Source organism: Promicromonospora sp. NPDC019610 (genome assembly GCF_044389365.1).
In the GTDB taxonomy this organism is placed as follows: Bacteria; Actinomycetota; Actinomycetes; order Actinomycetales; family Cellulomonadaceae; genus Promicromonospora.
In genome coordinates, this window is record NZ_JBIRXX010000001.1 from 1620105 (window position 1) to 1643866 (window position 23762).

Annotated in this window: 23 protein-coding genes; 16 read left to right on the plus strand and 7 right to left on the minus strand. The window is 71.4% G+C overall.

Features of this window, described 5'->3' with window-relative positions:
• The first annotated feature begins 56 nt into the window (after nucleotides 1-56).
• The 4 genes from ACH45N_RS07245 (at nucleotide 57) to ACH45N_RS07260 (ending at nucleotide 6432) form a co-directional block, all read left to right on the plus strand.
• Nucleotides 57-1871 (plus strand): ABC transporter substrate-binding protein, encoded by a 1815-nt coding sequence (locus ACH45N_RS07245; protein WP_397392547.1) that lies wholly within the window; start codon nucleotides 57-59, stop codon nucleotides 1869-1871.
• Nucleotides 1872-2065: 194 nt separating this feature from the next.
• Nucleotides 2066-3586, plus strand: coding sequence for an ABC transporter permease (locus tag ACH45N_RS07250; protein ID WP_397392549.1), 1521 nt, complete (start codon nucleotides 2066-2068; stop codon nucleotides 3584-3586).
• 27 nt (nucleotides 3587-3613) lie between these two features.
• Nucleotides 3614-4612: an ABC transporter permease gene (locus tag ACH45N_RS07255; protein WP_397392551.1), complete on the plus strand. Its 999-nt coding sequence runs from the start codon at nucleotides 3614-3616 to the stop codon at nucleotides 4610-4612.
• Between the two features lie 2 nt (nucleotides 4613-4614).
• On the plus strand, nucleotides 4615-6432 hold the full coding sequence (locus tag ACH45N_RS07260) for an ABC transporter ATP-binding protein (RefSeq protein ID WP_397392553.1): 1818 nt from the start codon (nucleotides 4615-4617) through the stop codon (nucleotides 6430-6432).
• Nucleotides 6433-6497: 65 nt separating this feature from the next.
• Here ACH45N_RS07260 and ACH45N_RS07265 read toward each other — a convergent pair whose 3' ends face one another.
• Both ACH45N_RS07265 and dapD read right to left on the minus strand, forming a co-directional pair.
• Entirely contained in the window at nucleotides 6498-7466 is a 969-nt protein-coding gene (locus tag ACH45N_RS07265) for a hypothetical protein (RefSeq protein ID WP_397392555.1), read from the minus strand.
• Between the two features lie 89 nt (nucleotides 7467-7555).
• Nucleotides 7556-8503: a 2,3,4,5-tetrahydropyridine-2,6-dicarboxylate N-succinyltransferase gene (gene dapD / locus ACH45N_RS07270; protein ID WP_397392557.1), complete on the minus strand. Its 948-nt coding sequence runs from the start codon at nucleotides 8501-8503 to the stop codon at nucleotides 7556-7558.
• 42 nt (nucleotides 8504-8545) lie between these two features.
• On the opposite strand from dapD, the gene dapE reads away from it, so the two are divergent.
• The 4 genes from dapE to ACH45N_RS07290 all read left to right on the plus strand — a co-directional run bounded on the left by dapE (nucleotide 8546) and on the right by ACH45N_RS07290 (nucleotide 11904).
• The gene (dapE, locus tag ACH45N_RS07275) at nucleotides 8546-9697 is read left to right on the plus strand and encodes a succinyl-diaminopimelate desuccinylase (protein ID WP_397392559.1); all 1152 of its coding nucleotides are present in this window, start codon (nucleotides 8546-8548) and stop codon (nucleotides 9695-9697) included.
• 9 nt (nucleotides 9698-9706) lie between these two features.
• Nucleotides 9707-10558 (plus strand): TIGR00730 family Rossman fold protein, encoded by an 852-nt coding sequence (locus ACH45N_RS07280; RefSeq protein ID WP_397392561.1) that lies wholly within the window; start codon nucleotides 9707-9709, stop codon nucleotides 10556-10558.
• Nucleotides 10559-11566: a dihydropteroate synthase gene (locus tag ACH45N_RS07285; RefSeq protein WP_397392563.1), complete on the plus strand. Its 1008-nt coding sequence runs from the start codon at nucleotides 10559-10561 to the stop codon at nucleotides 11564-11566.
• A 170-nt stretch (nucleotides 11567-11736) separates the two neighbouring features.
• Complete coding sequence (locus tag ACH45N_RS07290; protein ID WP_084467633.1) at nucleotides 11737-11904, plus strand: DUF3117 domain-containing protein; 168 nt, start codon at nucleotides 11737-11739, stop codon at nucleotides 11902-11904.
• Between the two features lie 64 nt (nucleotides 11905-11968).
• Here ACH45N_RS07290 and ACH45N_RS07295 read toward each other — a convergent pair whose 3' ends face one another.
• Nucleotides 11969-12541 carry an O-methyltransferase gene (locus ACH45N_RS07295; protein ID WP_397392565.1) on the minus strand — a complete coding sequence of 191 codons (573 nt, stop codon included), beginning with the start codon at nucleotides 12539-12541 and terminating at the stop codon, nucleotides 11969-11971.
• Nucleotides 12542-12716: 175 nt separating this feature from the next.
• Here ACH45N_RS07295 and sigE point away from each other — a divergent pair, with 175 nt between their 5' ends.
• Genes sigE through ACH45N_RS07330 form a run of 7 tightly spaced genes read left to right on the plus strand, consistent with a single transcriptional unit; the run spans nucleotide 12717 to nucleotide 18764 of the window.
• Nucleotides 12717-13322 carry an RNA polymerase sigma factor SigE gene (sigE, locus tag ACH45N_RS07300; RefSeq protein WP_397392567.1) on the plus strand — a complete coding sequence of 202 codons (606 nt, stop codon included), beginning with the start codon at nucleotides 12717-12719 and terminating at the stop codon, nucleotides 13320-13322.
• A complete protein-coding gene (locus tag ACH45N_RS07305; RefSeq protein ID WP_397392569.1) occupies nucleotides 13319-14257 on the plus strand; it encodes a zf-HC2 domain-containing protein in 939 nt (312 codons plus the stop codon). The genes sigE and ACH45N_RS07305 overlap by 4 nt, the downstream gene beginning before the upstream one ends.
• Nucleotides 14254-15768 (plus strand): trypsin-like peptidase domain-containing protein, encoded by a 1515-nt coding sequence (locus ACH45N_RS07310; protein ID WP_397392571.1) that lies wholly within the window; start codon nucleotides 14254-14256, stop codon nucleotides 15766-15768. Before ACH45N_RS07305 ends, ACH45N_RS07310 begins: the two co-directional genes overlap by 4 nt.
• Nucleotides 15769-15823: 55 nt before the next feature.
• On the plus strand, nucleotides 15824-16210 hold the full coding sequence (locus tag ACH45N_RS07315) for a twin-arginine translocase TatA/TatE family subunit (RefSeq protein ID WP_397392573.1): 387 nt from the start codon (nucleotides 15824-15826) through the stop codon (nucleotides 16208-16210).
• Nucleotides 16211-16250: 40 nt separating this feature from the next.
• Complete coding sequence (trpS, locus tag ACH45N_RS07320; RefSeq protein WP_397392575.1) at nucleotides 16251-17324, plus strand: tryptophan--tRNA ligase; 1074 nt, start codon at nucleotides 16251-16253, stop codon at nucleotides 17322-17324.
• Nucleotides 17321-17860 carry a 2'-5' RNA ligase family protein gene (locus tag ACH45N_RS07325; RefSeq protein WP_397392577.1) on the plus strand — a complete coding sequence of 180 codons (540 nt, stop codon included), beginning with the start codon at nucleotides 17321-17323 and terminating at the stop codon, nucleotides 17858-17860. Before trpS ends, ACH45N_RS07325 begins: the two co-directional genes overlap by 4 nt.
• Before the next feature lie 10 nt (nucleotides 17861-17870).
• The gene (locus ACH45N_RS07330; protein WP_397392579.1) at nucleotides 17871-18764 is read left to right on the plus strand and encodes a YihY/virulence factor BrkB family protein; all 894 of its coding nucleotides are present in this window, start codon (nucleotides 17871-17873) and stop codon (nucleotides 18762-18764) included.
• Between the two features lie 35 nt (nucleotides 18765-18799).
• Here ACH45N_RS07330 and ACH45N_RS07335 read toward each other — a convergent pair whose 3' ends face one another.
• The 4 genes from ACH45N_RS07335 to sdhC all read right to left on the minus strand — a co-directional run bounded on the left by ACH45N_RS07335 (nucleotide 18800) and on the right by sdhC (nucleotide 22309).
• A complete protein-coding gene (locus ACH45N_RS07335) occupies nucleotides 18800-19561 on the minus strand; it encodes a succinate dehydrogenase iron-sulfur subunit (protein ID WP_397392581.1) in 762 nt (253 codons plus the stop codon).
• The gene (sdhA, locus tag ACH45N_RS07340; protein ID WP_397392583.1) at nucleotides 19561-21393 is read right to left on the minus strand and encodes a succinate dehydrogenase flavoprotein subunit; all 1833 of its coding nucleotides are present in this window, start codon (nucleotides 21391-21393) and stop codon (nucleotides 19561-19563) included. Before sdhA ends, ACH45N_RS07335 begins: the two co-directional genes overlap by 1 nt.
• A gap of 68 nt (nucleotides 21394-21461) precedes the next feature.
• Complete coding sequence (locus ACH45N_RS07345; RefSeq protein ID WP_377228863.1) at nucleotides 21462-21926, minus strand: succinate dehydrogenase hydrophobic membrane anchor subunit; 465 nt, start codon at nucleotides 21924-21926, stop codon at nucleotides 21462-21464.
• The gene (sdhC, locus tag ACH45N_RS07350) at nucleotides 21926-22309 is read right to left on the minus strand and encodes a succinate dehydrogenase, cytochrome b556 subunit (protein WP_285102742.1); all 384 of its coding nucleotides are present in this window, start codon (nucleotides 22307-22309) and stop codon (nucleotides 21926-21928) included. Before sdhC ends, ACH45N_RS07345 begins: the two co-directional genes overlap by 1 nt.
• Nucleotides 22310-22579: 270 nt before the next feature.
• On the opposite strand from sdhC, the gene ACH45N_RS07355 reads away from it, so the two are divergent.
• Nucleotides 22580-23713: a mannose-1-phosphate guanylyltransferase gene (locus tag ACH45N_RS07355; protein ID WP_397392586.1), complete on the plus strand. Its 1134-nt coding sequence runs from the start codon at nucleotides 22580-22582 to the stop codon at nucleotides 23711-23713.
• Nucleotides 23714-23762: the final 49 nt, after the last annotated feature.

Sequence of the window (23762 nt, forward strand, 5' to 3'; positions counted from 1 at the left end):
CCTGCGCTCAGGCGGACGGCGGTGGTTCGTGACCGTCATCCCCATGAGGAGGAACATTGAAGATCAGGCGACTGAGCGCCGCCGTCGCAGTGGCCGCCAGTGGCGCGCTGCTGTTCTCGGCGTGCACCAGCCCGGCGGGGAACGACGACCCGACCGAAGGTGAAGCCACTGCGACCTCGGCCTCGGCCGACGGCCCGTGCAAGGCAGATCTCGGGGATGTCACCACCGCAGACGGTGAGATCAAGGTGTCCGTCGAGGACGAGTTCCTCGGCTACAACTCGAACACCCCGGAGACCTACTCCACGTACAACAGCGCCGTGACCGAGCGTCTCTTCAGCGGCTTCTGGTACTTCGGCGACGACGGCTCCATCTGCACCGACGAGGAGTACGGCACCTACGAGGCGCTGTCCGAGGACCCGCTGCAGGTCGAGTACACCCTCAACGACGAGGCTGCCTGGTCCGACGGCACCCCGATCACCTACGCCGACTACCTGCTCGACTGGGCCGCCCAGGCGATCACCGAGGACGGCAAGGTCACCAAGGACGGCTCCGAGGTCCCGCTGTTCAACCACATCTCCGGCCTGACCCTGGGCGACTACGTCCCCGAGGGCCCGCAGGCGGACTCGCCGGACGCGAAGTCGTTCACCTACGACTACGAGCGCGTGTACGCCGACTGGAAGATCCAGATCGGCTCGCCGTTCCCGGCGCACGTGGTCGCCGAGCAGGCCGGCGTCTCCACCGAGGAGCTCGTCACCGCCATCCAGGACCTCGACCTCGACGTCCTGAAGAAGGCCGCCAAGTTCTGGAACGAGGGCTGGCTGTCGCAGCCGGGCGAGGTCCCGGACCCGGCGATCGCCCCGGTCAGCGGCCCGTACAACTTCAAGGCGGACGGCTGGGAGGCCGGTCAGTACATCACCCTTGAGGCGAACGACAAGTACTGGGGCACGCCGGCTGCGACCAAGGAGCTGACGATCCGCTTCGTCGCCGCCGACGCGCAGATCCAGGCGCTCGCCAACGGTGACCTCGACGTCATCCAGCCGAACGGCCCCACCGTCGACACGGTGACGCAGCTCGAGCAGCTCGGTGACGCCGTCACGGTGGACACCAACCAGAACCTGACCTGGGAGCACCTCGACTTCAACTTCAAGTCGGGCATCTTCGCCGACTCGCTGGAGGCCCGTGAGGCGTTCGCGCTCTGCGTGCCGCGCCAGAAGATCGTGGACGACCTGATCAAGCCGATCGCCCCCGAGGCCGTCGTGATGGACGCCCGCGAGGTCTTCCCGTTCCAGGACAACTACGAGGCCACGGTCTCCGAGTCCTACGACGGCCGGTACGACGAGGTCGACCTCGACGCCGCCAAGGAGAAGTTCGCTGCCGCGGGCCTCAAGGAGGGCGAGAAGGTTCGCATCGGCTACGCCGCGCCGAACCCGCGTCGTGCCGCCGAGGTCGAGGCCATCAAGTCCTCGTGCGACCAGGTCGGCTTCGACATCGTCGACAACGCCGCGCCGGACTTCTTCGACAAGGACCTGCCGAACGGTGACTACGAGGTGGCGCTGTTCGCCTGGGCCGGCTCGGGCCAGATCGCCTCGGGCGAGAACATCTACTCGACCACCGGTCAGCAGAACTACGGCGGCTACTCCGACGAGACCGTGGACGAGGCGTGGAAGACGCTCGCCGGGACCACGGACGAGGCGGTGCACGCCGAGCAGACCGTGATCATCGAGAAGCAGCTGTGGGACACGCTCTTCGGCATCCCGCTGTTCGCCCACCCGGGCGTCATCGCCAGCAGCTCGAGCCTGGAGAACGTGCGCAACACGGCCGCCCAGAGCGGTGTGGTGTGGAACTCCGAGCAGTGGGCCCGCGCCTCCTGACGCGAGCCTGACGCAAGACCTGCGGGGAAGGGTGCCTCTGCTCCCTTCCCCGCAGGGCTGTTCGCTCCAGGTCAGGATTATTTCCCGTTCTGACCTGGGCGGATGGCAGTTACTTTCATCCGGTGTCCTATAGTGACACGCTGATCGCATTCCCCAGCAGACGCCGTGCTGCGTCCGCCTCGAAGGGCCAACCCGTGCTCAAGTTCATCCTCCGGCGCATCGGCGCCTCGGCGCTCGTCCTGCTCGGCGCCTCACTGCTCATGTACGTCCTGACCATCAACTCGGGCGATCCCCTCAAGGACCTGCGCGAGTCCAACGTCCAGAACAAGCAGCAGCTCATCGACCAGCGGATCGCGCTGATGCGCCTCGACGATCCCTGGTACGAGCGGTACTGGGACTGGCTCAAGGGCGTCGGAGGCTGTTTCACCGGGAACTGCGACCTCGGCGTCACCATCAACGGCGTGGACGTGCTGGGTCTGACCCAGCAGGCGGCGGTCTCCACGCTGCGACTGATCACCGTCTCCACGGTGCTCGCCATCATCGTCGGCATCGCGCTCGGCATCCTCACCGCGATCCGGCAGTACTCCGGCTTCGACTACTCCGTGACGTTCAGCGCGTTCCTCTTCTTCTCGCTGCCGGTCTTCTGGGCGGCGACGCTGCTCAAGGAGTACGCGGCGATCCAGTACAACAACTGGATCGCGGTGGGCCAGTACGCCCCGTGGACCATAGTCATCATCGCGGTGGTGGCCGGGTTCCTGATCCAGGCGGTGCTGGGCGGGAGCAGGAGACGCCGGCTGGTGACCGCGGCGGCGGTGTTCGCGTTCGTCACGATCATGCTCTTCGTCTTCAACGCCCTCGACTGGTGGCGCAACCCGATGTTCGGCATCGGCGGCGTCCTCGTGGTCTCGGCGGCAGCGGGTGTGCTCGTCACCGCGCTGGTCGCGGGCCTGCGCAACCGGCGTGCGCTCTACGCGGCGTTCACCACCGTGGTCGTCGGCATCGTCGCCTACCTCGCCTTCGCGCCGCTCCTGGTCGACAGCCCGAGCTGGGGTCTGCTCGCCGGCCTGTTCGTGCTCGCCGTGCTGGTCTCGGTGGGGATCGGCGCCGCCTGGGGTGGTTACGCCCGCAAGCAGTCCATGCTGGTCACCGGCATCACCGGCGTCATCACCAGCCTGATGGTCTTCGCGGACCTCCTGATCGCGCACTGGGCCAGCTTCCTGGGCGTCAAGTCGCGCCCCATCTCGACCATCGGCTCGCAGACCCCGAACTTCACCGGAGGGTTCTGGGAGCAGGTGCTCGACCTGGGTACGCAGATCCTGCTGCCGACCATCCTGCTCACGCTCGTCTCGGTCGCGACGCACTCGCGCTACACGCGGTCGTCGATGCTCGAGACCCTGAACCAGGACTACGTGCGCACGGCCCGGTCGAAGGGCCTGTCGGAGCGCGAGGTCATCGTCAAGCACGCGTTCCGCAACGCCCTCATCCCGATCACCACGATCGTCGCGTTCGACTTCGCAGCTCTCATCGGCGGCGCGGTCATCACCGAGCAGGTGTTCGGCTGGAAGGGCATGGGCGCGCTGTTCCAGGACGGCCTGAACGCCGTCGACCCCGCGCCGGTCATGGCGTTCTTCCTCGTCACGGGTATCGCTGCCGTGCTGATGAACCTGCTGGCAGACATCGCGTACGCGGCCCTCGACCCCCGGATCCGGCGCTGAGCGCGGGCCACGGCAGGAGACACAGACATGAGTGACATCAGGAACAGCAACCCCGGCGGCGAGGACTACGAGCCCCAGGTCTCCGTGGCCAGCACGGACGCGATCGGCCTGGCGGCCGGCGGCTCGGCGGCCCCGCTGCCCGGCGAGGACAAGTCCTACAGCCAGGGCCAGCTCGTCGCCCGCCGGTTCTTCCGGCACCGGGCGGCGCTCAGCTCGATGATCGTGCTCGGCATCATCATCATCGTGGCCTTCACCTCGATCGGCATCGGGCCGATCCCCGGGTGGTGGCCGAACAGCTACACGCTCCAGTACGACAAGATCGGCGACGGCGCGCCCACCTGGCAGTACCCCTTCGGTCAGGACACCGGAGGCAAGGACTACTTCGCCCTGGTCATGCGCGGCACGCAGTTCTCGCTGATCATCGCCTTCGCCGTGGGCATCATCTCCACGATCGTCGGCACCCTGGTCGGGGCCCTGGCCGGCTTCTACCGCGGCTGGGTCGAGTCGGTCCTCATGCGGCTGACCGACGTCTTCATCGTCATCCCCCTGCTGGTCATCGCGGCCGTGCTCGGCAAGACGGCGTCCGGCTGGGGCATCTGGGGCCTGGCCCTCGTGCTCGGCCTGGTCACCTGGACCAGCCTGGCACGCCTGGTGCGCGGCGAGGTGCTCTCGCTGCGCGAGCGCGACTTCGTGCTCGCCGCCCAGGCCGTCGGCACCAACCCCTGGCGGATCATCAGCAAGCACGTGCTGCCCAACGCGGTGGGCGTGATCATCGTGTCCGCCACGCTCTCGATCTCCAGCGCGATCCTCCTGGAGACGTCGCTGAGCTTCCTCGGCTTCGGCGTCCAGCCGCCCGACACGTCGCTCGGCACGCTGATCTCCGAGTACCAGGCCGCGTTCACGACCCGGCCGTGGCTCTTCTGGTGGCCCGGCCTGATGATCCTCGCCATCGCCCTGTGCGTGAACTTCATCGGCGACGGCCTGCGCGACGCGTTCGACCCCCGCCAGAACCGGAGCAAGGACTGAGAATGACGACCCTCGACATCAGCGCGCCGGGTTCTGCTTCGGCGACCGGCGACGCCGTCCTCTCCTTCGAGGACCTCAACGTCACCTTCAAGACCGAGTTCGGCGACGTGCACGCCGTCAAGGGCATCGACCTGGAGGTCCGGCCCGGCGAGGTCGTGGCGCTCGTGGGCGAGTCCGGCTCGGGCAAGTCCGTCACCTCGATGACGGCGCTCGGCCTGCTGCCCCGCAACGCGCGGGTCGGCGGCACCATCCGCGTGGGCGACAAGGTCGTGGGCGGGCTGGACGGCCGGGCCCTGCGCAACATGCGTGGCAACGACGTGGCCATGGTGTTCCAGGAGCCCATGACCGCGCTGAACCCGGTGCTCACGATCGGTGACCAGCTCACCGAGGGCCTGCAGCTGCACGGCATCGCGTTCGGCAAGCAGGCCATGGCGCGGGCGGCCGAGCTGCTCGCCATGGTCGGCATCCCCGAGCCCGAGCGCCGGCTCAAGCAGTACCCGCACGAGCTCTCCGGCGGTCAGCGCCAGCGCGTGGTCATCGCCATGGCCATCGCGTGCGACCCCAAGGTGATCATCGCCGACGAGCCCACCACGGCCCTCGACGTGACCGTGCAGGCCGACATCCTCGACCTGCTGCGCTCGCTCAAGGACAAGCTGAACACCGGCATCCTGCTGATCACCCACAACATGGGCGTCGTGGCGGACATGGCCGACCGCGTCGCCGTCATGCTCAAGGGCGACCTCGTGGAGACGGGCACCGCCGACCAGGTGCTCAACCACCCGCGGCACGAGTACACGAAGCGACTGCTGGCCGCCGTGCCCCACCTGGGGTCCGGGCCGGGCCAGTTCGGCGAGGTCGCCCCGGTCGAGGCGGCGCCCGAGGACCTGCCGGCGCTCGACCTGGGCAACCTCGTCATCGAGTACCACCGGCTGGGCAAGCCGACGTTCCGGGCCGTCGACGACGTGTCGCTGGCCGTGGCGCAGGGCGAGATCGTGGGCCTGGTGGGCGAGTCGGGCTCCGGCAAGTCCACCATCGCCAAGTGCGCGCTGGGGCTCATCCCCGCGGCCTCCGGCTCGGTGTCGATCCTCGGGACGGACTTCGGCAAGCTGCGCGGCAAGGAGCTCAAGGCCCTGCGCAAGCGCATCGGCGTCGTGTTCCAGGACCCGGCGTCGTCGCTCAACCCGCGCCTGCCGATCGGCGACGTGATCGCCGAGCCGCTCGTGGTGCACAAGGAGGGCGATGACAAGTCGCGCCGGCGCCGCGTGCTGGAGCTGCTCGACGCCGTCGAGCTGCCGCGCAGCGTCTTCAACCGGTACCCGCACGAGCTCTCCGGCGGCCAGCGCCAGCGCGTGAGCATCGCCCGTGCCCTCACGCTCGACCCCGAGCTGCTGGTCGCGGACGAGCCGACGTCGGCGCTGGACGTGTCCGTCCAGGCCAACGTGCTCAAGATGTTCACGGCGCTGCAGGAGCGGTACAAGTTCGCCTGCCTCTTCGTGAGCCACGACCTCGCGGTGATCGACCTGCTGGCCCACCGCGTGGTGGTGCTGCAGAACGGCCGGATCGTGGAGCAGGGCCCGCGCGAGGAGGTGCTGCACCACCCCCGCGAGGAGTACACGCAGCGCCTCATCGCGGCCGCCCCCGTGCCGGAGCCGCTGGAGCAGCGGCGCCGTCGCGAGGCGCGGCACGCGCTGCTGAACAAGCTCGGCGACGACATCGCGGAGCTGCACGTGGAGGACGACTACGAGCGGCCGCGGCCCAAGCACGACGAGCCCAGGAACCCGTCCGGCTTCGCCGGCTACGGGGCCGACGGCGGCAACTGATCCGTCGGTGAGTCGTGTCAGACCCTCAGGTCACCCCGGTGACCTGAGGGTCTGACACGTTTCTGCTACTCCGCGGCGTCCACCGTGATGCGGACCTCGCCGGGGTGCAGCCGCGTCTCGGCCTCGGTCCAGGCGGCCTCGTCGCGCAGCCACACCTGGTCGTCCACGTGCACCTCGACCGCCTGCGTGGCCTGGGCCGTCGCGACGGCCCACTGGGCGGTGGCCCAGGCGCCGCGCACCGGGTCGTCGGGCGTCAGCGGCGTCGCGTCCACCGTCACGGTCGCCGATGCCGGGTCCTGCCGGTTGGGGTCCGCCGCGCCGGTCGCGGGCGCGAGCCCGAGGTCCCGGCCCAGGCGGCCCGCCACGACGTCGCGGGCGGCCTCGGGGGCGATCTGGTCGCCGTCGGCCACCGGGGCGAGCTCGCAGGACAGGGCGGCGGGGGAGTTGCCCGTGAGCGCCGAGGCCCAGGCCCGCGACCGCGTCTCGTGCTGGGCGTACGCGTCGGGGTACGCGGAGCGCTGCACGGTCTGCGCGGCGTCCGTCACCTCCATGTCCTCGTACCCCTCGACCTCGATCAGCACGTCGTAGAAGGCGTTGGTCGAGTAGGCCGGGTCGAGGATCTCGTCGACGGTGCCCCAGCCCTGGGACGGCCGCTGCTGGAACAGCCCCACGGAGTCGCGGTCGCCGTAGTCGATGTTGATGAGCTTGGACTCCTGCAGCGCCGTGGCCAGGCCGATCGTGGCCGCCCGGGCGGGCAGGCCGCGGGCCACCGCGGTGCCGGCCACGAGGGCCGCGTTGTCCGCCTGGTCGGGCGAGAGGTACCAGTTCGCGTCCTCCAGCACCGCCGTGCAGCGCTCGGTCACGGGACCGGACCCCGCGAGGCGGTTCAGCCCCACGACGACGCCCACGGTCGCGACGACGCACACCGCCCCGACCGCCACCACATACTTCAGGGCGCGCCCGACCGACCGCGGCGGCGTGGTGCCGTCTGCGGGTGGCGGGACCGGCGAACCGGTCTCAGCCAGGAGGGCCATGGGAGCTCCCTGTCGTCCGGGGCGGTATCAGGAGGGCCACGAATTGTAATCCGCCTGGTCAGGGATGGTGCAAAACGGGGACGGATGCCTCAGTTGGCGTGCAGCACCTCGTTGAGCTCGATGCCGACGCCGGTCCGGTCGAGCACCTCGACGGCGCCCGTGGTGGAGTTGCGCCGGAACAGCAGGTTGCTGCGACCCGCGAGGTCGCGCGCCTTGACCGGGGCGGTGCCGTCGCCGTACGGGTCGGCCGCCGCGCCCAGGACCGTCACCTTGGTGCCCGCCGTGAGGTACAGGCCCGCCTCGACCACGCAGTCGTCGCCGAGGGGGATGCCGAGGCCCGCGTTGGCGCCCAGCAGGCAGCGCTCGCCGAGCGACACGACCTGCTTGCCGCCGCCGGACAGGGTGCCCATGATCGACGCGCCGCCGCCGACGTCGGACCCGTCGCCGACCGTGACGCCCGCCGAGATGCGGCCCTCGACCATGGACGTGCCGAGCGTGCCGGCGTTGAAGTTGACGAAGCCCTCGTGCATCACGGTGGTGCCCGGCGCGAGGTACGCGCCGAGGCGGACGCGGTCGGCGTCGGCGATCCGGACGCCCGACGGGACGAGGTAGTCGACCATGCGGGGGAACTTGTCGACGCCGAACACGGTGACGTGGCCGCGGGCCCGCAGGCGCAGGCGGGTCTCCTCGAAGCCGTCGACGGCGCACGGGCCGGCGCTGGTCCAGACCACGTTCGTCAGGGCCCCGAAGATGCCGTCCATGTTGAGCCCGTGCGGGCGGACCAGGCGGGCGGACAGCAGGTGGAGCCGCAGGTACGCGTCAGAGACGCTCTTGGGCGGGTCGGCGAGGTCGATCTGCGTGGTCACGACCTCCAGCCGGACCCGGCGCACGTCGTCCGTGCCGGCGGCCGCGGCGAGCGACTCGGGCGGCGTGGCGCCGGCGGGCGCGTCGCCGAGGGCGGGCGCCGGGTACCAGGTGTCGAGGGTGGTGCCGTCGTCGGCGATCGTGGCAAGGCCGAAGCCCCATGCGGTCGTCATGCGTCCAGCCTAACGGCCACGGGGAACCCATAGGCTTGCCCTGTGGACACCGCGATCGACCCTGCCCTGCTCGACCCGTCCGGTGAGGGGGCCGACCTCGTCGCCCTCACCCGGATCCTCTGCGACATCCCGTCCGTCAGCGGCGACGAGAAGGCCCTCGCCGACGCGATCGAGGAGGTGCTGCGCGGCTGCCCGCACCTGGAGGTGCTGCGCGACGGCGACGCCCTGGTGGCCCGGACGCACCTCGGCCGCGACCGGCGCGTGGTCGTGGCTGGGCACATCGACACCGTGCCGATCGCGGACAACCTGCCGACCCGGCTGGTCGAGGGGACCGACGGGGCCGACGGCGCAGGTGCCGAGGGCGCCGTCCTCTGGGGCCGCGGCACCGTCGACATGCTGGGCGGCGTCGCCGTGGCCCTCGCGCTGGCGGCCGAGCTCGGAGCGCCCGGCACCGCGCCCGCCCACGACCTGACGTGGATCTTCTACGACCACGAGGAGGTGGACTCCGCGCTGAACGGTCTGGGCCGGCTGGCGCGCAACCACCCCGAGCTGCTCCGGGGCGACTTCGCGATCCTGGGGGAGCCCTCGAACGCCGGGATCGAGGGCGGCTGCAACGGCACGATGCGGATCGAGGTGCGCACGCACGGCGTCGCCGCGCACTCGGCGCGGGCCTGGACGGGCGAGAACGCGATCCACGCGGTTGCGCCGGTGCTGACCCGGCTGGCGGCCTACGCGCCCCGCGAGGTCGAGGTGGACGGTCTGGTCTATCGCGAGGGCCTGAACGCCGTGCGGATCGAGGGCGGCATCGCGGGCAACGTGATCCCGGACGCCTGCACGGTGGAGGTGAACTACAGGTTCGCCCCCTCGCGCTCCGTCGCGGAGGCGGAGGCCCACCTGCGGGAGGTCTTCGACGGTTTCGAGGTCCTCGTGACGGACGCCGCCGGCGGTGCCCGCCCGGGTCTCGACGACCCGGTGGCGGCGCAGTTCGTGAAGTCGGTGCTGGCCACGACGGGTGGTGCCCCGGCCCCCAAGTACGGGTGGACCGACGTCGCCCGGTTCTCGGAGCTGGGGGTGCCCGCGGTGAACTTCGGGCCCGGCGACCCGCTGCTCGCGCACAAGGACGACGAGCACCTGCCGGTCGCGCAGCTCGCGCAGTGCCGCGACGCGCTGCGAGCCTGGCTCCTCGACGACTAGTTTGGACGCATGAGCGACGACGGCATTCCACAGTCCGGCCGCGGCTATCGCCGTGGTCCGGTGCTCCTGCGCGGGAACCAGATCCCGCGCACCACGACGGACCAGCGCCTCCTGGCCTCCGACCAGGACACCGACTGGCTGCACTCCGACCCGTGGCGGGTGCTGCGCATCCAGAGCGAGTTCGTCGAGGGTTTCGGCGCGCTCGCCGAGCTCGGCCAGGCCGTCTCGGTGTTCGGCTCGGCCCGCACCAAGCCGGGGCACGCGGACTACGCGGCCGGCGAGACCGTCGGCCGGCTGCTCGTCGAGGCCGGCTACGCCGTCATCACGGGCGGCGGGCCCGGCATCATGGAGGCCGCGAACAAGGGCGCCGCCGAGGCGGGCGGCACGTCCGTGGGCCTCGGTATCGAGCTGCCCTTCGAGCAGGGCGTGAACGAGTACGTCAATCTCGGAATCAACTTCCGCTACTTCTTCGCGCGAAAGACGATGTTCCTGAAGTACGCGCAGGGATTCATCGTCATGCCGGGCGGTTTCGGCACCTTCGACGAGCTCTTCGAGGCCGTCACCCTGGTGCAGACGCACAAGGTCACCCAGTTCCCGATCGTCCTGGTGGGAAAGAAGTACTGGGGCGGGCTCCTGGAGTGGGTCCGGACGACGGCGCTGGAGCACGGTGTGATCAGCGCCGCCGACCTCGACATCATCCACCTGACCGACGACCCGGCGGACGCGGTCCGGCACGTCGTCGACCGAGCCCACCAGATCGCGGCGGAGCAGGCGGCCCTGCAGGCGGCGGTGGCCGCCGAGCGGGCCACCGAGCAGGCATCGGCCGCCGGCTGGCACGACGCCGTCGTGGGCAACTCCTAGGTGGACGACCCGGAGGTCCCCGCCGGCTCGGTTCCGGCGGCGTCCGCCCCGCTGGTGCTGCGCGGGCGCGAGGTGGGGCGGGCCGGCCGCGCGGTGCGCCCGGTGGTGATGGCGGTGCTCAACCGCACCACCGACTCGTTCTACGCGCCCGCCCGGCTGCCCGACGACGCCGCGGCGCTGGCCGCCGCGGAGCTCGCCTGGGCCGACGGCGCCGAGATCCTCGACGTCGGCGGCGTGCGGGCGGGCAACGGCGCCCCGGTCGACGAGGCCGAGGAGATCCGCCGCGTCGTGCCGTTCGTCGCCGCCGTACGCCGTGCCGTGCCCGATCTGCTGGTCTCGGTCGACACGTGGCGGGCGGGGGTGGCCCGCGCCGCGATCGACGCCGGCGCCGACCTCATCAACGACACCTGGGCCGGGCACGACCCCGGCCTCGTCGAGGTGGCGGGCGCCGCCGGCGTCGGTGTCGTCTGCTCGCACACGGGCGGCGCCGTGCCGCGCACCGACCCGTACCGCGTGGAGTACCGCCCCTCGCCGGTCGCCCTTCCACAGGCTCCGGACCCGCGTGCCGAGACCCGGGTGTCGACAGGCCCGACCAGCGAGGACGGGCGCGACGGCCTGGTGGCCGACGTCGTGGCGACCCTGCGGGCTGCCGCCGAGCGGGCCGTCGCGTGCGGCGTGCCGCGCGAGTCCGTGCTCGTGGACCCGACCCACGACTTCGGCAAGAACACGTGGCACTCGCTGCATCTCCTGCGGCGCACCGAGGCGCTCGCCGGGCTCGGTTTCCCCTTGCTCATGGCGCTCTCCCGCAAGGACTTCGTGGGGGAGACGCTCGACCTGCCGCCCGAGGAGCGCCTGGAGGGCACGCTGGCCGCGACGGCGGTGGCCGCCTGGCTCGGCGCGCGGGTCTTCCGGGCCCACGACGTGACCGCGACGCGCCGCGTGCTCGACCTCGTGGCGGCCCTGCGCGACGAGGCGCCACCGGCCGCAGCCCTGAGGGGTCTTGCCTGAGCCCACGCACGATTCGACTCTCTTCCGGGTACCCGGTCGGGTGAACGACCGACGAATGGGCGAGTGGAAAGTAAGGGGCGTCATTTGAACTAGAATGGCTCTGTGCCCTCGGCGTTCGCCGGAGACATGAATGCTGCTACACACCGGACAACGGAATGGGAGAGCCACACATGGCTGCGATGAAGCCGCGAACGGGTGACGGACCGCTCGAGGTCACCAAGGAGGGGCGCGGCATTGTCATGCGTGTGCCGCTCGAGGGCGGCGGTCGGCTCGTCGTCGAGCTCAACGCGACCGAGGCCAGTGAGCTCGGAGACGCTCTCCAGACCGTCGTCGGCTGACCCGGCCGACCCGGCCTCCAGTCTTTCGGCGGCCGTCCGTCGCGAGAACCAGCCTCTCGGCAGGTCAGCGGCGGACGGCCAGCAGCAGCCCGTCCCCGCTCGGCAGCATGGCGGGCAGCACCCGCTCGTCGTTCCGCAGCGTCCGGCCCACCTCACGCACCACGGTGGTGAGCTCGTCGCGACGCGCGGGGTCCGCCACCCGGTCCCGCAGCAGGGCGCTGTCGACGGCGAGCACACCGCCCGGGCGCAGCAGCCGCAGGGCCTCGTCCACGTACTCGGGGTACGCCAGCGGGTCGCTCGCCACGAGCACCAGGTCGTAGGCGCCGTCCGCCAGCCGGGGCAGCACGTCCCCGGGCCGCCCGGGGATGATCCGCGTGCGGTGCGGGGCCACGCCGTCCTCCAGGAACGCCGCCCGCGCGGCGCGCTGGTGCTCCACCTCGCGGTCGATGGTGGTGAGCTGGCCGTCCTGCGGCATGCCCCGCAGCAGCCAGAGCGCGGCCACCCCGGCCCCCGTGCCGACCTCCACCACGGCGTGCGCGTTCGTGGCGGCCGCGAGCAGCCGGAGCACCGCCCCGACCCCGGGCAGCACGGCGGTGCAGCCCAGCTCCGAGGCGCGTTCGCGGGCGCGCAGCAGCACCTCGTCCTCGGGGACGAAGGCCTCGCTGTAGACCCAGGCCGCGACCCTGCCGTGGCCTGACGGCTCCGCTGTGCTGATGGCTTCCTCCGCTGAACCGGGCAGTTGTGTACATCACGTGCGGCGTCAGGGTACAGCCCGTGGGAACGCCTGGGCTTTGACGTACGTTGAGAGGACGATGACTTCTGTGAGCACTCGCCCAGCAGCAGACGCGACCGCGTCGGTACCCTCCGGGGCCGGCGGGGCAGAACTGCCGTGGCAGCCGCCGACCTGGGAAGAGATCGTGCGCGAGCACTCCGCGCGCGTCTACCGGCTCGCCTACCGGCTGACCGGCAACAAGCAGGACGCCGAGGACCTGACGCAGGAGACCTTCATCCGGGTGTTCCGTTCGCTGTCCAGCTACACGCCGGGCACGTTCGAGGGCTGGCTGCACCGCATCACCACCAACCTGTTCCTCGACCAGGCGCGTCGCAAGAAGCGCATCCGCATGGAGGCGATGGGTGACGACGACGGCCACGTCGCCGACACGGGCGACTTCGGCCGGCCGGAGCGCGGGTACGAGCACGCCAACCTCGACCAGGACGTGCAGCGCGCGCTCGACGCCCTGCGCCCCGAGTACCGCGCGGCCGTGGTGCTGTGCGACATCGAGGGCCTGAGCTACGAGGAGATCGCCGTGACCCTGGGCGTCAAGCTCGGCACCGTGCGCTCCCGGATCCACCGTGCCCGCGCCCAGCTCCGCGACGCGCTGGAGCACCTCGCGCCGACGCGCGGGGGCGTGCGATGAGCCACCTCGGTGACCTGGTCAGCGCGCTGGCCGACGGGCAGCTCTCGCCCGCGGAGACCGAGCGCGCCCTTTCCCACGTGACGATGTGCCGCCTGTGCGCCCGCGAGCTCGACACGGCGCGCGCCGCGCGGCGGGCGCTCTCGTCGGCCGCCGACGTGGTGCCCGACCCGGCCCTCACCGCCCGGCTCATGGCGCTCCAGGCGAGCATCCCGTCCACGGACGAGGACCCGCTGCGCCGACCGTTCCTGGGCCCGGACCCGCTGGCCGCGCCGGTGTGGCAGGCCTCGGGGTTCGGCGACTTCGACGGCCGGCTCGACCGCCCGGCACGCCGCCGCAGGACCGCCCGGATCACCGCGCTCGGCGTCGGCGGCGCCGGCGTGCTGGGCCTCGCCCTCTTCACGCTCGGCGACGTGCCCGTGGTGTCCCCGCAGCTCTCCGCGCAGACCAGCATGACGATGCTCGGCCGCACGGGGCCCGACGCCGCGGCGGCCGGCCAGGACGTGCTCGCGGAGCTCGACGTGGACCCCGCCCAGGTCACGCCCGCCGCGCTCGACTGGGCGGCGGAGAACGGCTGGGTGGCGCCCGCCGACCTGCCCGACGGCTACACGGTCTCGGCCATGCGGCTGGTGGGCGACCAGGGCCAGACGCTGGAGATCGACCTCACCGGCCCCTCGGGCCACGCCGTGGTGCGCGAGCGCGCCGGGCAGCTCGCCCAGGCCGGTACGACGGTCGGCGGCGTCCAGGTGCTGGCCACGGAGCCCGCCCACGTGGCGTGGCAGTCCGACGACATGGTGGTCGACGTCGTCGCCGACGCGCCGGAAGAGGTACTGACCGAGCTCGTGGCGTCGTTCGGTGAGCATGGCTACGATGCCGGGGTCCTGCCCCGCATCGCCCGCGGGTGGCACACCGTGACAGGAGCCATCGAAAGCCCATGACCGACGAGAACCCGTTCGCGCCTCCCACACCGCGCGCAGCAGTGCCCCCCGCGAACGAGCCGACGCCGGCCGCGGGGCGCACGCCTGAACCCGCGCCCGCGGGCACGCCGGCAGAGCCGCCGGCCGCCGAGCGCCCGACGGAGCGGCTCCCGGCGCAGCACGCCCCGGCCCAGCCGGTCCCGGCCCCGCCGGCGCAGGCTCAGCCGACCCAGCAGCTCCCGGCGGCGGGCTACCTGACCACGATCCCCGCGCCGTCCGGCGCCGCGCCGTCCGGCCCCGGGCAGGACGCGCACACGGCCGCCGAGCGCGCGTCCCACGCAGGGACCGACCCGCACGGCACCACGTCCCACGGCACCGCGCCCCACGGGACGGACCCGTACGGCACGACCCAGCCGCCCCGCTCGCGCCGGAGCAGGCTCGGCGCCGGCGCCGTGTCCGCCGTCGTGCTGCTGGGCCTGCTCGCCGGTGCCGGCGGCGGCGTCGGCGCCTACGCGCTGCTGGACGCCCGTGGGACGGCGCGCCCGGCCGACGCCGCGCTGCCCCGGCCCGCCGCGGGCACCACCCACGTGGACCGCCCGGAGGGTTCGGTGGCCGCGATCGCCGCGGCCGCGCTGCCGAGCGTGGTCTCGATCGAGGTGCGCGCCCAGCAGGGCGTGGCCACCGGGTCGGGCATGATCCTGAAGTCCGAGGGCTACATCCTCACGAACAACCACGTGGTCGCCGAGGCGGCCTCGGGGGCCGACGTGACGGTCACCTTCTCGGACGGCCACGAGCAGCCCGCCAAGCTGGTGGGGGCCACGCCGGACTACGACCTCGCCGTCATCAAGGTCGACGAGACGGGGCTGGAGCCGCTCGTGCTGGGCGACTCCGACGACGTCGTGGTCGGCGACTCGGTGCTCGCCGTCGGCTCGCCGCTGGGCCTGGAGGCCACCGTGACCACGGGCATCGTCAGCGCGCTGCACCGCCCGGTCAAGGCGGGGGAGTCCGCGGAGGCGGCGTTCATCGACGCCATCCAGACGGACGCCGCGATCAACCCCGGCAACTCCGGCGGCCCGCTCGTCAACTCGGCGGGCGAGGTGATCGGCATCAACTCGGCCATCGCGCAGGGGCCGGGGACCACCACGGCCACCGGCAACATCGGCCTCGGCTTCGCCATCCCGTCCAACCAGGCGCGGCACACGGCCGAGCAGCTCATCGAGACGGGCTCCGCGACGTTCCCGATCATCGGCGTGCTGCTGGACCCCAGCTACCAGGGCGAGGGCGTCCAGGTGTCGCAGGAGGCCCAGCAGGGCACGCCCGCGGTGACGCCGGACGGTCCCGCCGACCAGGCGGGCATCAAGCCCGGCGACATCATCCTCGCGGTCGACGGCCGTCCCGTGTCGGTGGCCGACGAACTCATCGTCGCGATCCGTGCCAAGGCGCCCGGCGACCCGGTGACGCTCCAGGTGCGCTCCGGGAACGACGAGCGCGAGGTCCGCGTGGTGCTCGAAGAGCGGTCGAGCGGCCAGTGAACGGGATTCATCCGGCGTTCTCCGGGCCGTCCCGCGACGCGAGTAGGCTCTGACCGTGTTCGGTATCAACGGCTGGGAGTTCGTGATCATCCTGGTGGTCGCGATGCTCGTGATCGGCCCGGAGCGTCTGCCCACCTATGCGGAGCAGCTCGGCGCCCTCGTGCGCCGTGGCCGCGACCTGCTCCAGAACGCCAAGGCCCGCGTCGACGACGAGCTCGGGCCGGAGTTCAGCGACGTCGACTGGTCCAAGCTCGACCCGCGCCAGTACGACCCGCGCAGGATCGTGCGGGACGCGCTGATGGACGACAGCCCCTCCGACTACACCCGGTCCGCCGCCGCGCGGGCCGCGGACGGGGCGGCGGCCCGCAACGGCATGTCAGCGACGTCGGCCGGACCGGCCGCGGAACCCGGGAAGGCGCCGTACGACGACGAAGCGACCTGAGGATTCGGTGAGCGCGCATGGACCTGCCAGAATGTTGGCCATGTCGTCCCACACCCCGACCGCGCCGGACACCGCTGCCGTGGCCGACCACCCCACCCGGAAGCGCATCTTCTCCGGGATGCAGCCGACCGACGGCTCGCTCCACCTGGGCAACTACATCGGCGCCCTGTCCCAGTGGATCGCGCTGCAGGACTCCTACGACGCGCTCTACTGCGTCGTCGACCTGCACGCGCTGACGGTCAACCCCGACCCGGCGCTGCTGCGCGAGCGCACCCGTCGCACCGCGGCGCAGTACCTGGCCGGCGGCATCGACCCGGAGCGGTCCATCCTCTTCGTGCAGTCGCACGTGGCGGCGCACGCCGAGCTGGCGTGGCTGCTGAGCTGCCAGACCGGGTTCGGCGAGGCCGGGCGCATGACGCAGTTCAAGGACAAGTCCGCGAAGCAGGGCAGCGAGGGCACCACCGTCGGGCTCTTCACGTACCCGGTGCTGATGGCGGCCGACATCCTGCTGTACGACGCCGCCCTGGTCCCCGTGGGTGAGGACCAGCGCCAGCACCTGGAGCTCACCCGCGACCTCGCGGAGCGGCTGAACGGTCGCTTCGGCGCGGGCACCGCCGTCGTGCCGGACGCGCACATCGTCAAGGCCGTGGCGAAGATCCAGGACCTGCAGGACCCCAGCGCCAAGATGAGCAAGTCCAGCACGGGCGGCAAGGGCGTCGTCTGGCTCCTGGAGGACCCCAAGAAGGCGGTCAAGGCCATCAAGTCGGCCGTGACCGACGCCGACGAGTCGTACGGCGTGCGCTTCGACCCGGCCGAGAAGCCGGGCATCTCGAACCTCCTGACGATCTTCTCGGCCGTGACCGGCCGCGACGTCAACGCCATCGCCCAGGAGTACGACGGCCGTGGCTACGGCTACCTCAAGGTGGACCTGGCCGACGCCGTCGTCGCGTTCCTCGAGCCGTTCCAGGCCCGGGCCGACACCTACCTCGCGGACCCCGCGCAGCTCGACAAGGTGCTGGCCGACGGCGCCGACCGGGCCCGCGCGATCGCCCGCCCGGTGCTGGACCGGATGTACGAACGGTTCGGGCTGCTGCCCGCGCGAGGCGAACGGTGAACCTCCCCGAGCGCGGACCGGGCCAGGTCCGCATCGGGATCGCGATCGAGATCCCGGAGCCCTACGCCGCGCAGCTCAGCGCGGCGCGGGTGGCTGCCGACGACCCGCTCGCGAACTTCATCCCCCCGCACATCACGCTGCTGGGACCCACGCTGCTCGACGCCGGGCGGCTCGCCGAGGCGCGGGAGCACCTGGCGGCCGTGGCCGCCACCGCGGCGCCGTTCACCGTGCGGCTGCGCGGCACGGCCACCTTCCGGCCCATCTCTCCGGTGGTGTTCGTGGCACTGGCGCAGGGCATCTCCGAGTGCGAACGCCTCGAGGCGAGCGTGCGCTCGGGGATCCTGGACGGCGAGCTGCGGTTCAACTACCACCCGCACGTGACCATCGCGCACGAGGTGCCCGACGCCGACCTCGACAAGGCGTTCGAGGCGATGGCGGACTACTCCGCGGACTTCGACGTCGACCGGTTCTACCAGTACGAGCACGGTGACGACGGGATCTGGCGACCCCAGGCGGCGTTCCCTCTCGGCGTCTAGTCTCGTCGCGATGAGGCGGCTGATCGAATGGGGGCAGGCACTCTGGGTGCGCTGGGAGGCGACCCGTCCCGGCCGGGCACTGACCCGGTTCAACACGGCGAACGGCGCCGTGCTCAGCGGGGGCATGGCCTACGCCGCCCTGTTCTCCCTGTTCGCGGCCCTCGCGATCGGCTACACCGTGTTCGTGCGAGTGCTCGGCGGCGACGCCGAGCTGCGGGCCGCGATGCTGAACCAGATCGACACGTGGATCCCGGGGCTGGTGGACACCGGCAGCGGCGGGGTGCTGTCGCCGAACGACCTCGTGATCTCCACCGGCCTGAGCTGGACCTCGGCCGTCGCGGCGCTGGTGCTGCTGTGGTCCGCCACGAACTTCATGGGCGCCCTGCGCACGTCGGTGCGGGCGATGTTCACGGAGGTCGACGGCCACGGCAACCCGGTGACCGACCGCCTGCGGCAGCTCTTCGGGTTCGTGCTGCTCGGCGTCGGCGTGCTCGTCACGGCGGCGGCCAGCGTGGCGGTCTCGGCGGCGGTGCCCTGGACGCTGGAGAGCCTCGGCCTGGACGGGGGCGCGGTGTCCCTCGCGGTACGCGTCGGCGGGGCCCTGGTGACCCTGGCGCTGGACGCGGTGGTCGTGGCCGCCGTGGTCCGGTACGTGGGCAGCGTGCGGCCCGCCTGGCGGGACCTGCTGCTCGGCTCGCTCGCGGTCGGCGTCGTCGCCGGCGCGCTGCGCTACCTCGGCACCGAGGTGATCTCGAACGCCGCCGCCCGCAACGCCCTGCTGGCGTCGTTCGCGGTGGTGGTGACCATCCTGGTGCTGGTCAACCTGCTGGCCCGGGTCCTGCTCATGGCCTGCGCCTGGATGGCAGACCCGCCGGCCGCGGAGGACGAGAACGGGGCGGCATAGGACCTCGTCCCGTGCCGCCCCGTTCTGCCGAAAGGTCAGAACGCGCGGGTGATCATCGCGCGCTTGACCTCCTGGATGGCCTTCGTCACCTCGATGCCACGGGGGCACGCCTCGGTGCAGTTGAAGGTCGTGCGGCAGCGCCACACGCCCTCCTTGTCGTTCAGGATCTCCAGGCGCTGCGTGCCACCCTCGTCACGGCTGTCGAAGATGAAGCGGTGCGCGTTCACGATCGCGGCCGGGCCGAAGTACTGGCCGTCCGTCCAGAACACCGGGCAGGACGACGTGCACGCGGCGCACAGGATGCACTTGGTGGTGTCGTCGAACTTCGCGCGGTCCTCGGGGGACTGGTAGCGCTCCTTGGAGGGCTCGTTCCCGGAGGTGATGAGGAACGGCATGATCTCGCGGTAGGAGGCGAAGAACGGCTCCATGTCGACCACGAGGTCCTTGACGACCGGCAGGCCCTTGATGGGCTCGACCGTGATCGGCTTGTCCGGGTTGACGTCCTTCAGGAGCGTCTTGCAGGCCAGGCGGTTACGGCCGTTGATCCGCATCGCGTCCGACCCGCACACCCCGTGCGCGCAGGAGCGGCGGAACGTGAGCGAGCCGTCCTCGTCCCACTTGATCTTGTGCAGGGCGTCGAGGATGCGGTCGGTGCCGTGCGCCTCGACGGTGAAGTCCTGCCAGGTGGCCTCTTCGGACACCTCGGGGTTGAACCGCCGGATGCGCAGCGTGACGGTGAACGAGGGGATCTCGCCGGCGGCAGGGGCGGGTGCGGCGGCTTCGAGTGTGGCAGTCATCAGTACTTACGCTCCATCGGCTCGTACCGGGTCTGGACGACGGGCTTGGAGCCCAGGACGACCTTGTAGCCGTCGAACTCCTCGACGTGGTCGAAGTAGCCCTCGACGTGACCCTCGGCCTGGTCGGACGCCGCGGTGGGGCGCCGGTAGGCCATGGTGTGCAGCATGTAGTTGGCGTCGTCGCGGTTCGGGAAGTCCTCCCGGTAGTGACCGCCGCGCGACTCCTTGCGGTTGATCGCCGCGACCACGGTGACCTCGGCGATGTCGAGCAGGAAGCCCAGCTCGATCGCCTCCAGCAGGTCGGTGTTGAAGAGCTTGCCCTTGTCCTGCACGGACGCGTTGCGGTAGCGCTTCTGCAGCTCGCGGATGTCGGCCAGGGCCGCGTTCAGCGAGTCGCCCGTGCGGAACACCTGGGCGTTGAGGTCCATGGTGTCCTGCAGCGCCTTGCGGATGTCCGCCACGCGCTCGCCGTCGGGCCGGTTGCGCATCTCGTCGAGCTGCTCGACCACGCGGACGGTCGGGTCCTCGGGGAGGTCGTGGAACGTCGCCGTCTTGGCGTACGCGGCGGCGGCACGGCCGGAGCGCTTGCCGAAGACGTTGATGTCCAGCAGCGAGTTCGTGCCGAGGCGGTTGGAGCCGTGCACGGACACGCAGGCGACCTCACCGGCGGCGTAGAGGCCCTTGACCACGTTGACGCCGTCGCGGAGCACCTCGCCCTGGATGTTGGTCGGCACGCCGCCCATGGCGTAGTGCGCCGTGGGGTACACCGGGACGGGCTCGGTGTAGGGCTCGATGCCGAGGTAGGTGCGCGCGAACTCCGTGATGTCCGGGAGCTTGGCGTCGATGTGCGCCGGCTCCAGGTGCGTCAGGTCGAGCAGCACGTAGTCCTTGTTCGGACCGGCGCCGCGGCCCTCACGGACCTCGTTCGCCATGGACCGGGCCACGATGTCGCGGGGCGCGAGGTCCTTGATGGTGGGGGCGTAGCGCTCCATGAAGCGCTCGCCCTCGGAGTTGCGCAGGATGCCGCCCTCGCCGCGGGCCGCCTCCGACAGGAGGATGCCCAGGCCCGCGAGGCCTGTCGGGTGGAACTGGAAGAACTCCATGTCCTCCAGCGGCAGGCCGCGGCGGTAGGCCAGCGCCATGCCGTCACCGGTCAGGGTGTGCGCGTTCGAGGTGGTCTTGAAGATCTTCCCGGCGCCGCCCGTGGCGAAGATGATCGCCTTGGCCTGGAACACGTGGATCTCGCCGGTGGCCAGGTCGTAGGCGACGACGCCGGTGGCGTTGACCTCCTCGCCGTCCGCGATCTCCTCGGTGGTGAGGTCGTGGTCGGTGATGAGGTCCAGCACGTAGAACTCGTTGAAGAACTCGACGTCCTGCTTGACGCAGTTCTGGTAGAGCGTCTGGAGGATCATGTGGCCGGTGCGGTCGGCGGCGTAGCACGCGCGGCGCACGGCGGACTGGCCGTGGTCACGTGTGTGCCCGCCGAACCGGCGCTGGTCGATCTTGCCCTCGGGGGTGCGGTTGAACGGGAGGCCCATCCGCTCCAGGTCGAGGACCGACTCGATGGCTTCCTTCGCGAGGATCTCGGCCGCGTCCTGGTCGACGAGGTAGTCGCCGCCCTTGACGGTGTCGAAGGTGTGCCATTCCCAGTTGTCGTCCTCGACGTTGGCGAGGGCCGCGGCCATGCCGCCCTGGGCGGCACCGGTGTGGGAGCGGGTGGGGTACAGCTTGGAGATCACCGCGGTGCGGGCCTCCTTCGACGACTCGAGGGCGGCGCGCATTCCTGCGCCGCCGGCGCCGACGATCACGACGTCGTACTGATGGGTCTGCATCGGGCTCGATGCCTCCTGCTATGAGGTTCGGAGTGTGGGGCTGGGGGTGTGCCGGTCGCGCGGGAGCGCTAGGCCGTGCAGAAGGAGGCGAGCAGCTCTGCGGGAGCGTCCGGCGGGCACGGGTCGAACGTGAAGATCACGAGGGTGCCGAGCACGACCACGACGGTGAACGCCAGGAGCAGCAGGCCCTTGAGGATGCCGCGCGTCAGGTCCCGTGTCGCGTAGTCGTTGATGATGGTGCGCACGCCGTTGGTGCCGTGGATCATCGCGAGCCACAGCATGAGGAGGTCCCAGACCTGCCACAGCGGGCTCGCCCACTTGCCGGCCACGAAGCCGAAGTCGATGGCGTGCACGCCGTCACCGACCATCAGGTTCACGAACAGGTGGCCGAAGATGAGGACGATCAGCACCACGCCGGACGCCCGCATGAAGACCCAGGAGTACAGCTCGTAGTTGCCGCGCGTCGTCTTGCGGCGCACGTACGGGGAGCGGGGGGAGTCGATCTTGGCCACCGCAGCGGTTCCGTGTGCCATCAGTGACCCCCGGTGAAGACGTTGATGAGGTGGCGCGGCAGGAAGCCCGCCATCGTCACGACGAACAGGCCGACGACGACCCACAGCATGACCTTCTGGTACTTGGGGCCCTTGGCCCAGAAGTCCACGAGGATGATGCGGATGCCGTTGAAGGCATGGAAGACGATCGCGGCCACGAGCCCGGCCTCGCCGAGCCCCATGATCGGGGTCTGGTACGTGCCGATCGCGGCGTTGTACGCCTCGGGGGACACGCGCACCAGGGCTGTGTCGAGCACGTGCACGAGCAAGAAGAAGAAGATCAGCACGCCGGTCACGCGGTGCGCGACCCACGACCACATGCCTTCGCGGCCGCGGTACAACGTGCCTGCTGGTGCGGTGGGCACTTCGGGAGCCTCCTATGGCTGTCCGGCTGGGGGGTGGCTGGTCCCCACTGTAATGACAAAGGTTCGCCTCGATCGCCGCCCGGCAGCCCTCGCGGGCATCAAGACACGGCATTTGTGACTGATCCCACAGGGGAGATGTCGTGGCTTCGGGCACCCGTCAGGTTGCTCGTGCGTTGGTGCCCGGACCCGCCCCTGGGATCAGCCAGGGTTCGCCCGGAATTCGGCGAGTTCTGGCTGCGGGAACGTGGTCCGGCTGACATCCTGCGGGGCATGACTTCGGCCGCCGCCCCATCGTCCCCGATCGACGACTTCTTCGCAGTGGTACCAGCCGGCGGGTCCGGCACGAGGCTCTGGCCGCTGTCCCGCGGGGGGGAGCCCAAGTTCCTGCACGACCTCGTGGGATCGGGCGAGTCCCTGCTCCAGTCCACGGAGCGCCGGCTGCGCCCGCTGGCGGGGCCCGACGGCGTCGTCCTGGTCACGGGCGAGCAGCACGTCGCCGCCTGCCGCGCGCAGCTCCCCGGCCTGTCGGACGACGCGGTGCTCGCGGAGCCGTCGCCGCGCGAGTCCATGGCGGCGATCGGGCTGGCGGCGGCCGTCCTGGAGAAGCGGCACGGCGACGTGGTGATCGGCTCGTTCGCCGCCGACCACGTGATCCACGGGACGCGCGCGTTCCAGCTGGCGGTGCGGGAGGCCGTGGCCGCCGCGCGCGCCGGGTACGTCACCACCGTGGGGATCGCGGCGTCGCGGCCGTCGACCGCCTTCGGGTACGTGCGCTCGGGCGAGCCGCTCGGCGTCGAGGACGCGCCGCACACGCTGCACGTGCGGGGGTTCACCGAGAAGCCCGACGCCGCCACCGCGCGCACCTACCTCGCCTCCGGCGAGTACCGCTGGAACGCGGGCATGTTCGTCTCGCGGACCTCCGTGCTGCTGGGCCACCTCGCCGAGCAGCGGCCCGCGCTGCACGACGGCCTGCGGACCGTCGCGGCCGCGTGGGACACCCCGCGCCGCGCCGCGGTGCTCGCGGAGGTGTGGCCGGGCCTGGAGAAGATCGCGATCGACCACGCGGTGGCCGAGCCGGTCGCGGCGGCCGGCGGCGTCGCCGTCGTGCCCGGGACCTTCGGGTGGGACGACGTCGGGGACTACAACTCGCTGGCCGTGCTCCTGCCGTCCGACGACGACCGTGGGGCCAAGGTGCTCGGCGACCCCGGCGACGTGCTGCGCATCGAGAGCGCCGGCTCCGTGGTGGTCCCGGCGTCCGGCCGGCTGGTGACGGTGCTGGGGCTGGACGACGTCGTCGTGGTGGACACGCCCGACGCGCTCCTGGTGACCACGCGCGCACGTGCGCAGCAGGTCAAGGACGTGGTGGCCGCGGTCCGCGAACGGGGCAGGGAGGATCTGCTCTGAATCAAGGATCTTTCCCTGATGTCTCACAGTTGTCCGCATGGTGGGACGC

What these genes read in the sequence shown, in the direction of transcription:
- ACH45N_RS07255 (WP_397392551.1), top strand. Translation starts at nt 3,614, where the DNA reads ATGAGTGACATCAGGAACAGCAACCCCGGCGGCGAGGACTACGAGCCC.
- ACH45N_RS07260 (WP_397392553.1), top strand. Translation starts at nt 4,615, where the DNA reads ATGACGACCCTCGACATCAGCGCGCCGGGTTCTGCTTCGGCGACCGGC.
- ACH45N_RS07265 (WP_397392555.1), bottom strand. Translation starts at nt 7,466, where the DNA reads ATGGCCCTCCTGGCTGAGACCGGTTCGCCGGTCCCGCCACCCGCAGAC.
- dapD (WP_397392557.1), bottom strand. Translation starts at nt 8,503, where the DNA reads ATGACGACCGCATGGGGCTTCGGCCTTGCCACGATCGCCGACGACGGC.
- ACH45N_RS07280 (WP_397392561.1), top strand. Translation starts at nt 9,707, where the DNA reads ATGAGCGACGACGGCATTCCACAGTCCGGCCGCGGCTATCGCCGTGGT.
- ACH45N_RS07290 (WP_084467633.1), top strand. Translation starts at nt 11,737, where the DNA reads ATGGCTGCGATGAAGCCGCGAACGGGTGACGGACCGCTCGAGGTCACC.
- sigE (WP_397392567.1), top strand. Translation starts at nt 12,717, where the DNA reads ATGACTTCTGTGAGCACTCGCCCAGCAGCAGACGCGACCGCGTCGGTA.
- ACH45N_RS07305 (WP_397392569.1), top strand. Translation starts at nt 13,319, where the DNA reads ATGAGCCACCTCGGTGACCTGGTCAGCGCGCTGGCCGACGGGCAGCTC.
- ACH45N_RS07310 (WP_397392571.1), top strand. Translation starts at nt 14,254, where the DNA reads ATGACCGACGAGAACCCGTTCGCGCCTCCCACACCGCGCGCAGCAGTG.
- trpS (WP_397392575.1), top strand. Translation starts at nt 16,251, where the DNA reads ATGTCGTCCCACACCCCGACCGCGCCGGACACCGCTGCCGTGGCCGAC.
- ACH45N_RS07330 (WP_397392579.1), top strand. Translation starts at nt 17,871, where the DNA reads ATGAGGCGGCTGATCGAATGGGGGCAGGCACTCTGGGTGCGCTGGGAG.
- ACH45N_RS07335 (WP_397392581.1), bottom strand. Translation starts at nt 19,561, where the DNA reads ATGACTGCCACACTCGAAGCCGCCGCACCCGCCCCTGCCGCCGGCGAG.
- sdhA (WP_397392583.1), bottom strand. Translation starts at nt 21,393, where the DNA reads ATGCAGACCCATCAGTACGACGTCGTGATCGTCGGCGCCGGCGGCGCA.
- ACH45N_RS07345 (WP_377228863.1), bottom strand. Translation starts at nt 21,926, where the DNA reads ATGGCACACGGAACCGCTGCGGTGGCCAAGATCGACTCCCCCCGCTCC.
- ACH45N_RS07355 (WP_397392586.1), top strand. Translation starts at nt 22,580, where the DNA reads ATGACTTCGGCCGCCGCCCCATCGTCCCCGATCGACGACTTCTTCGCA.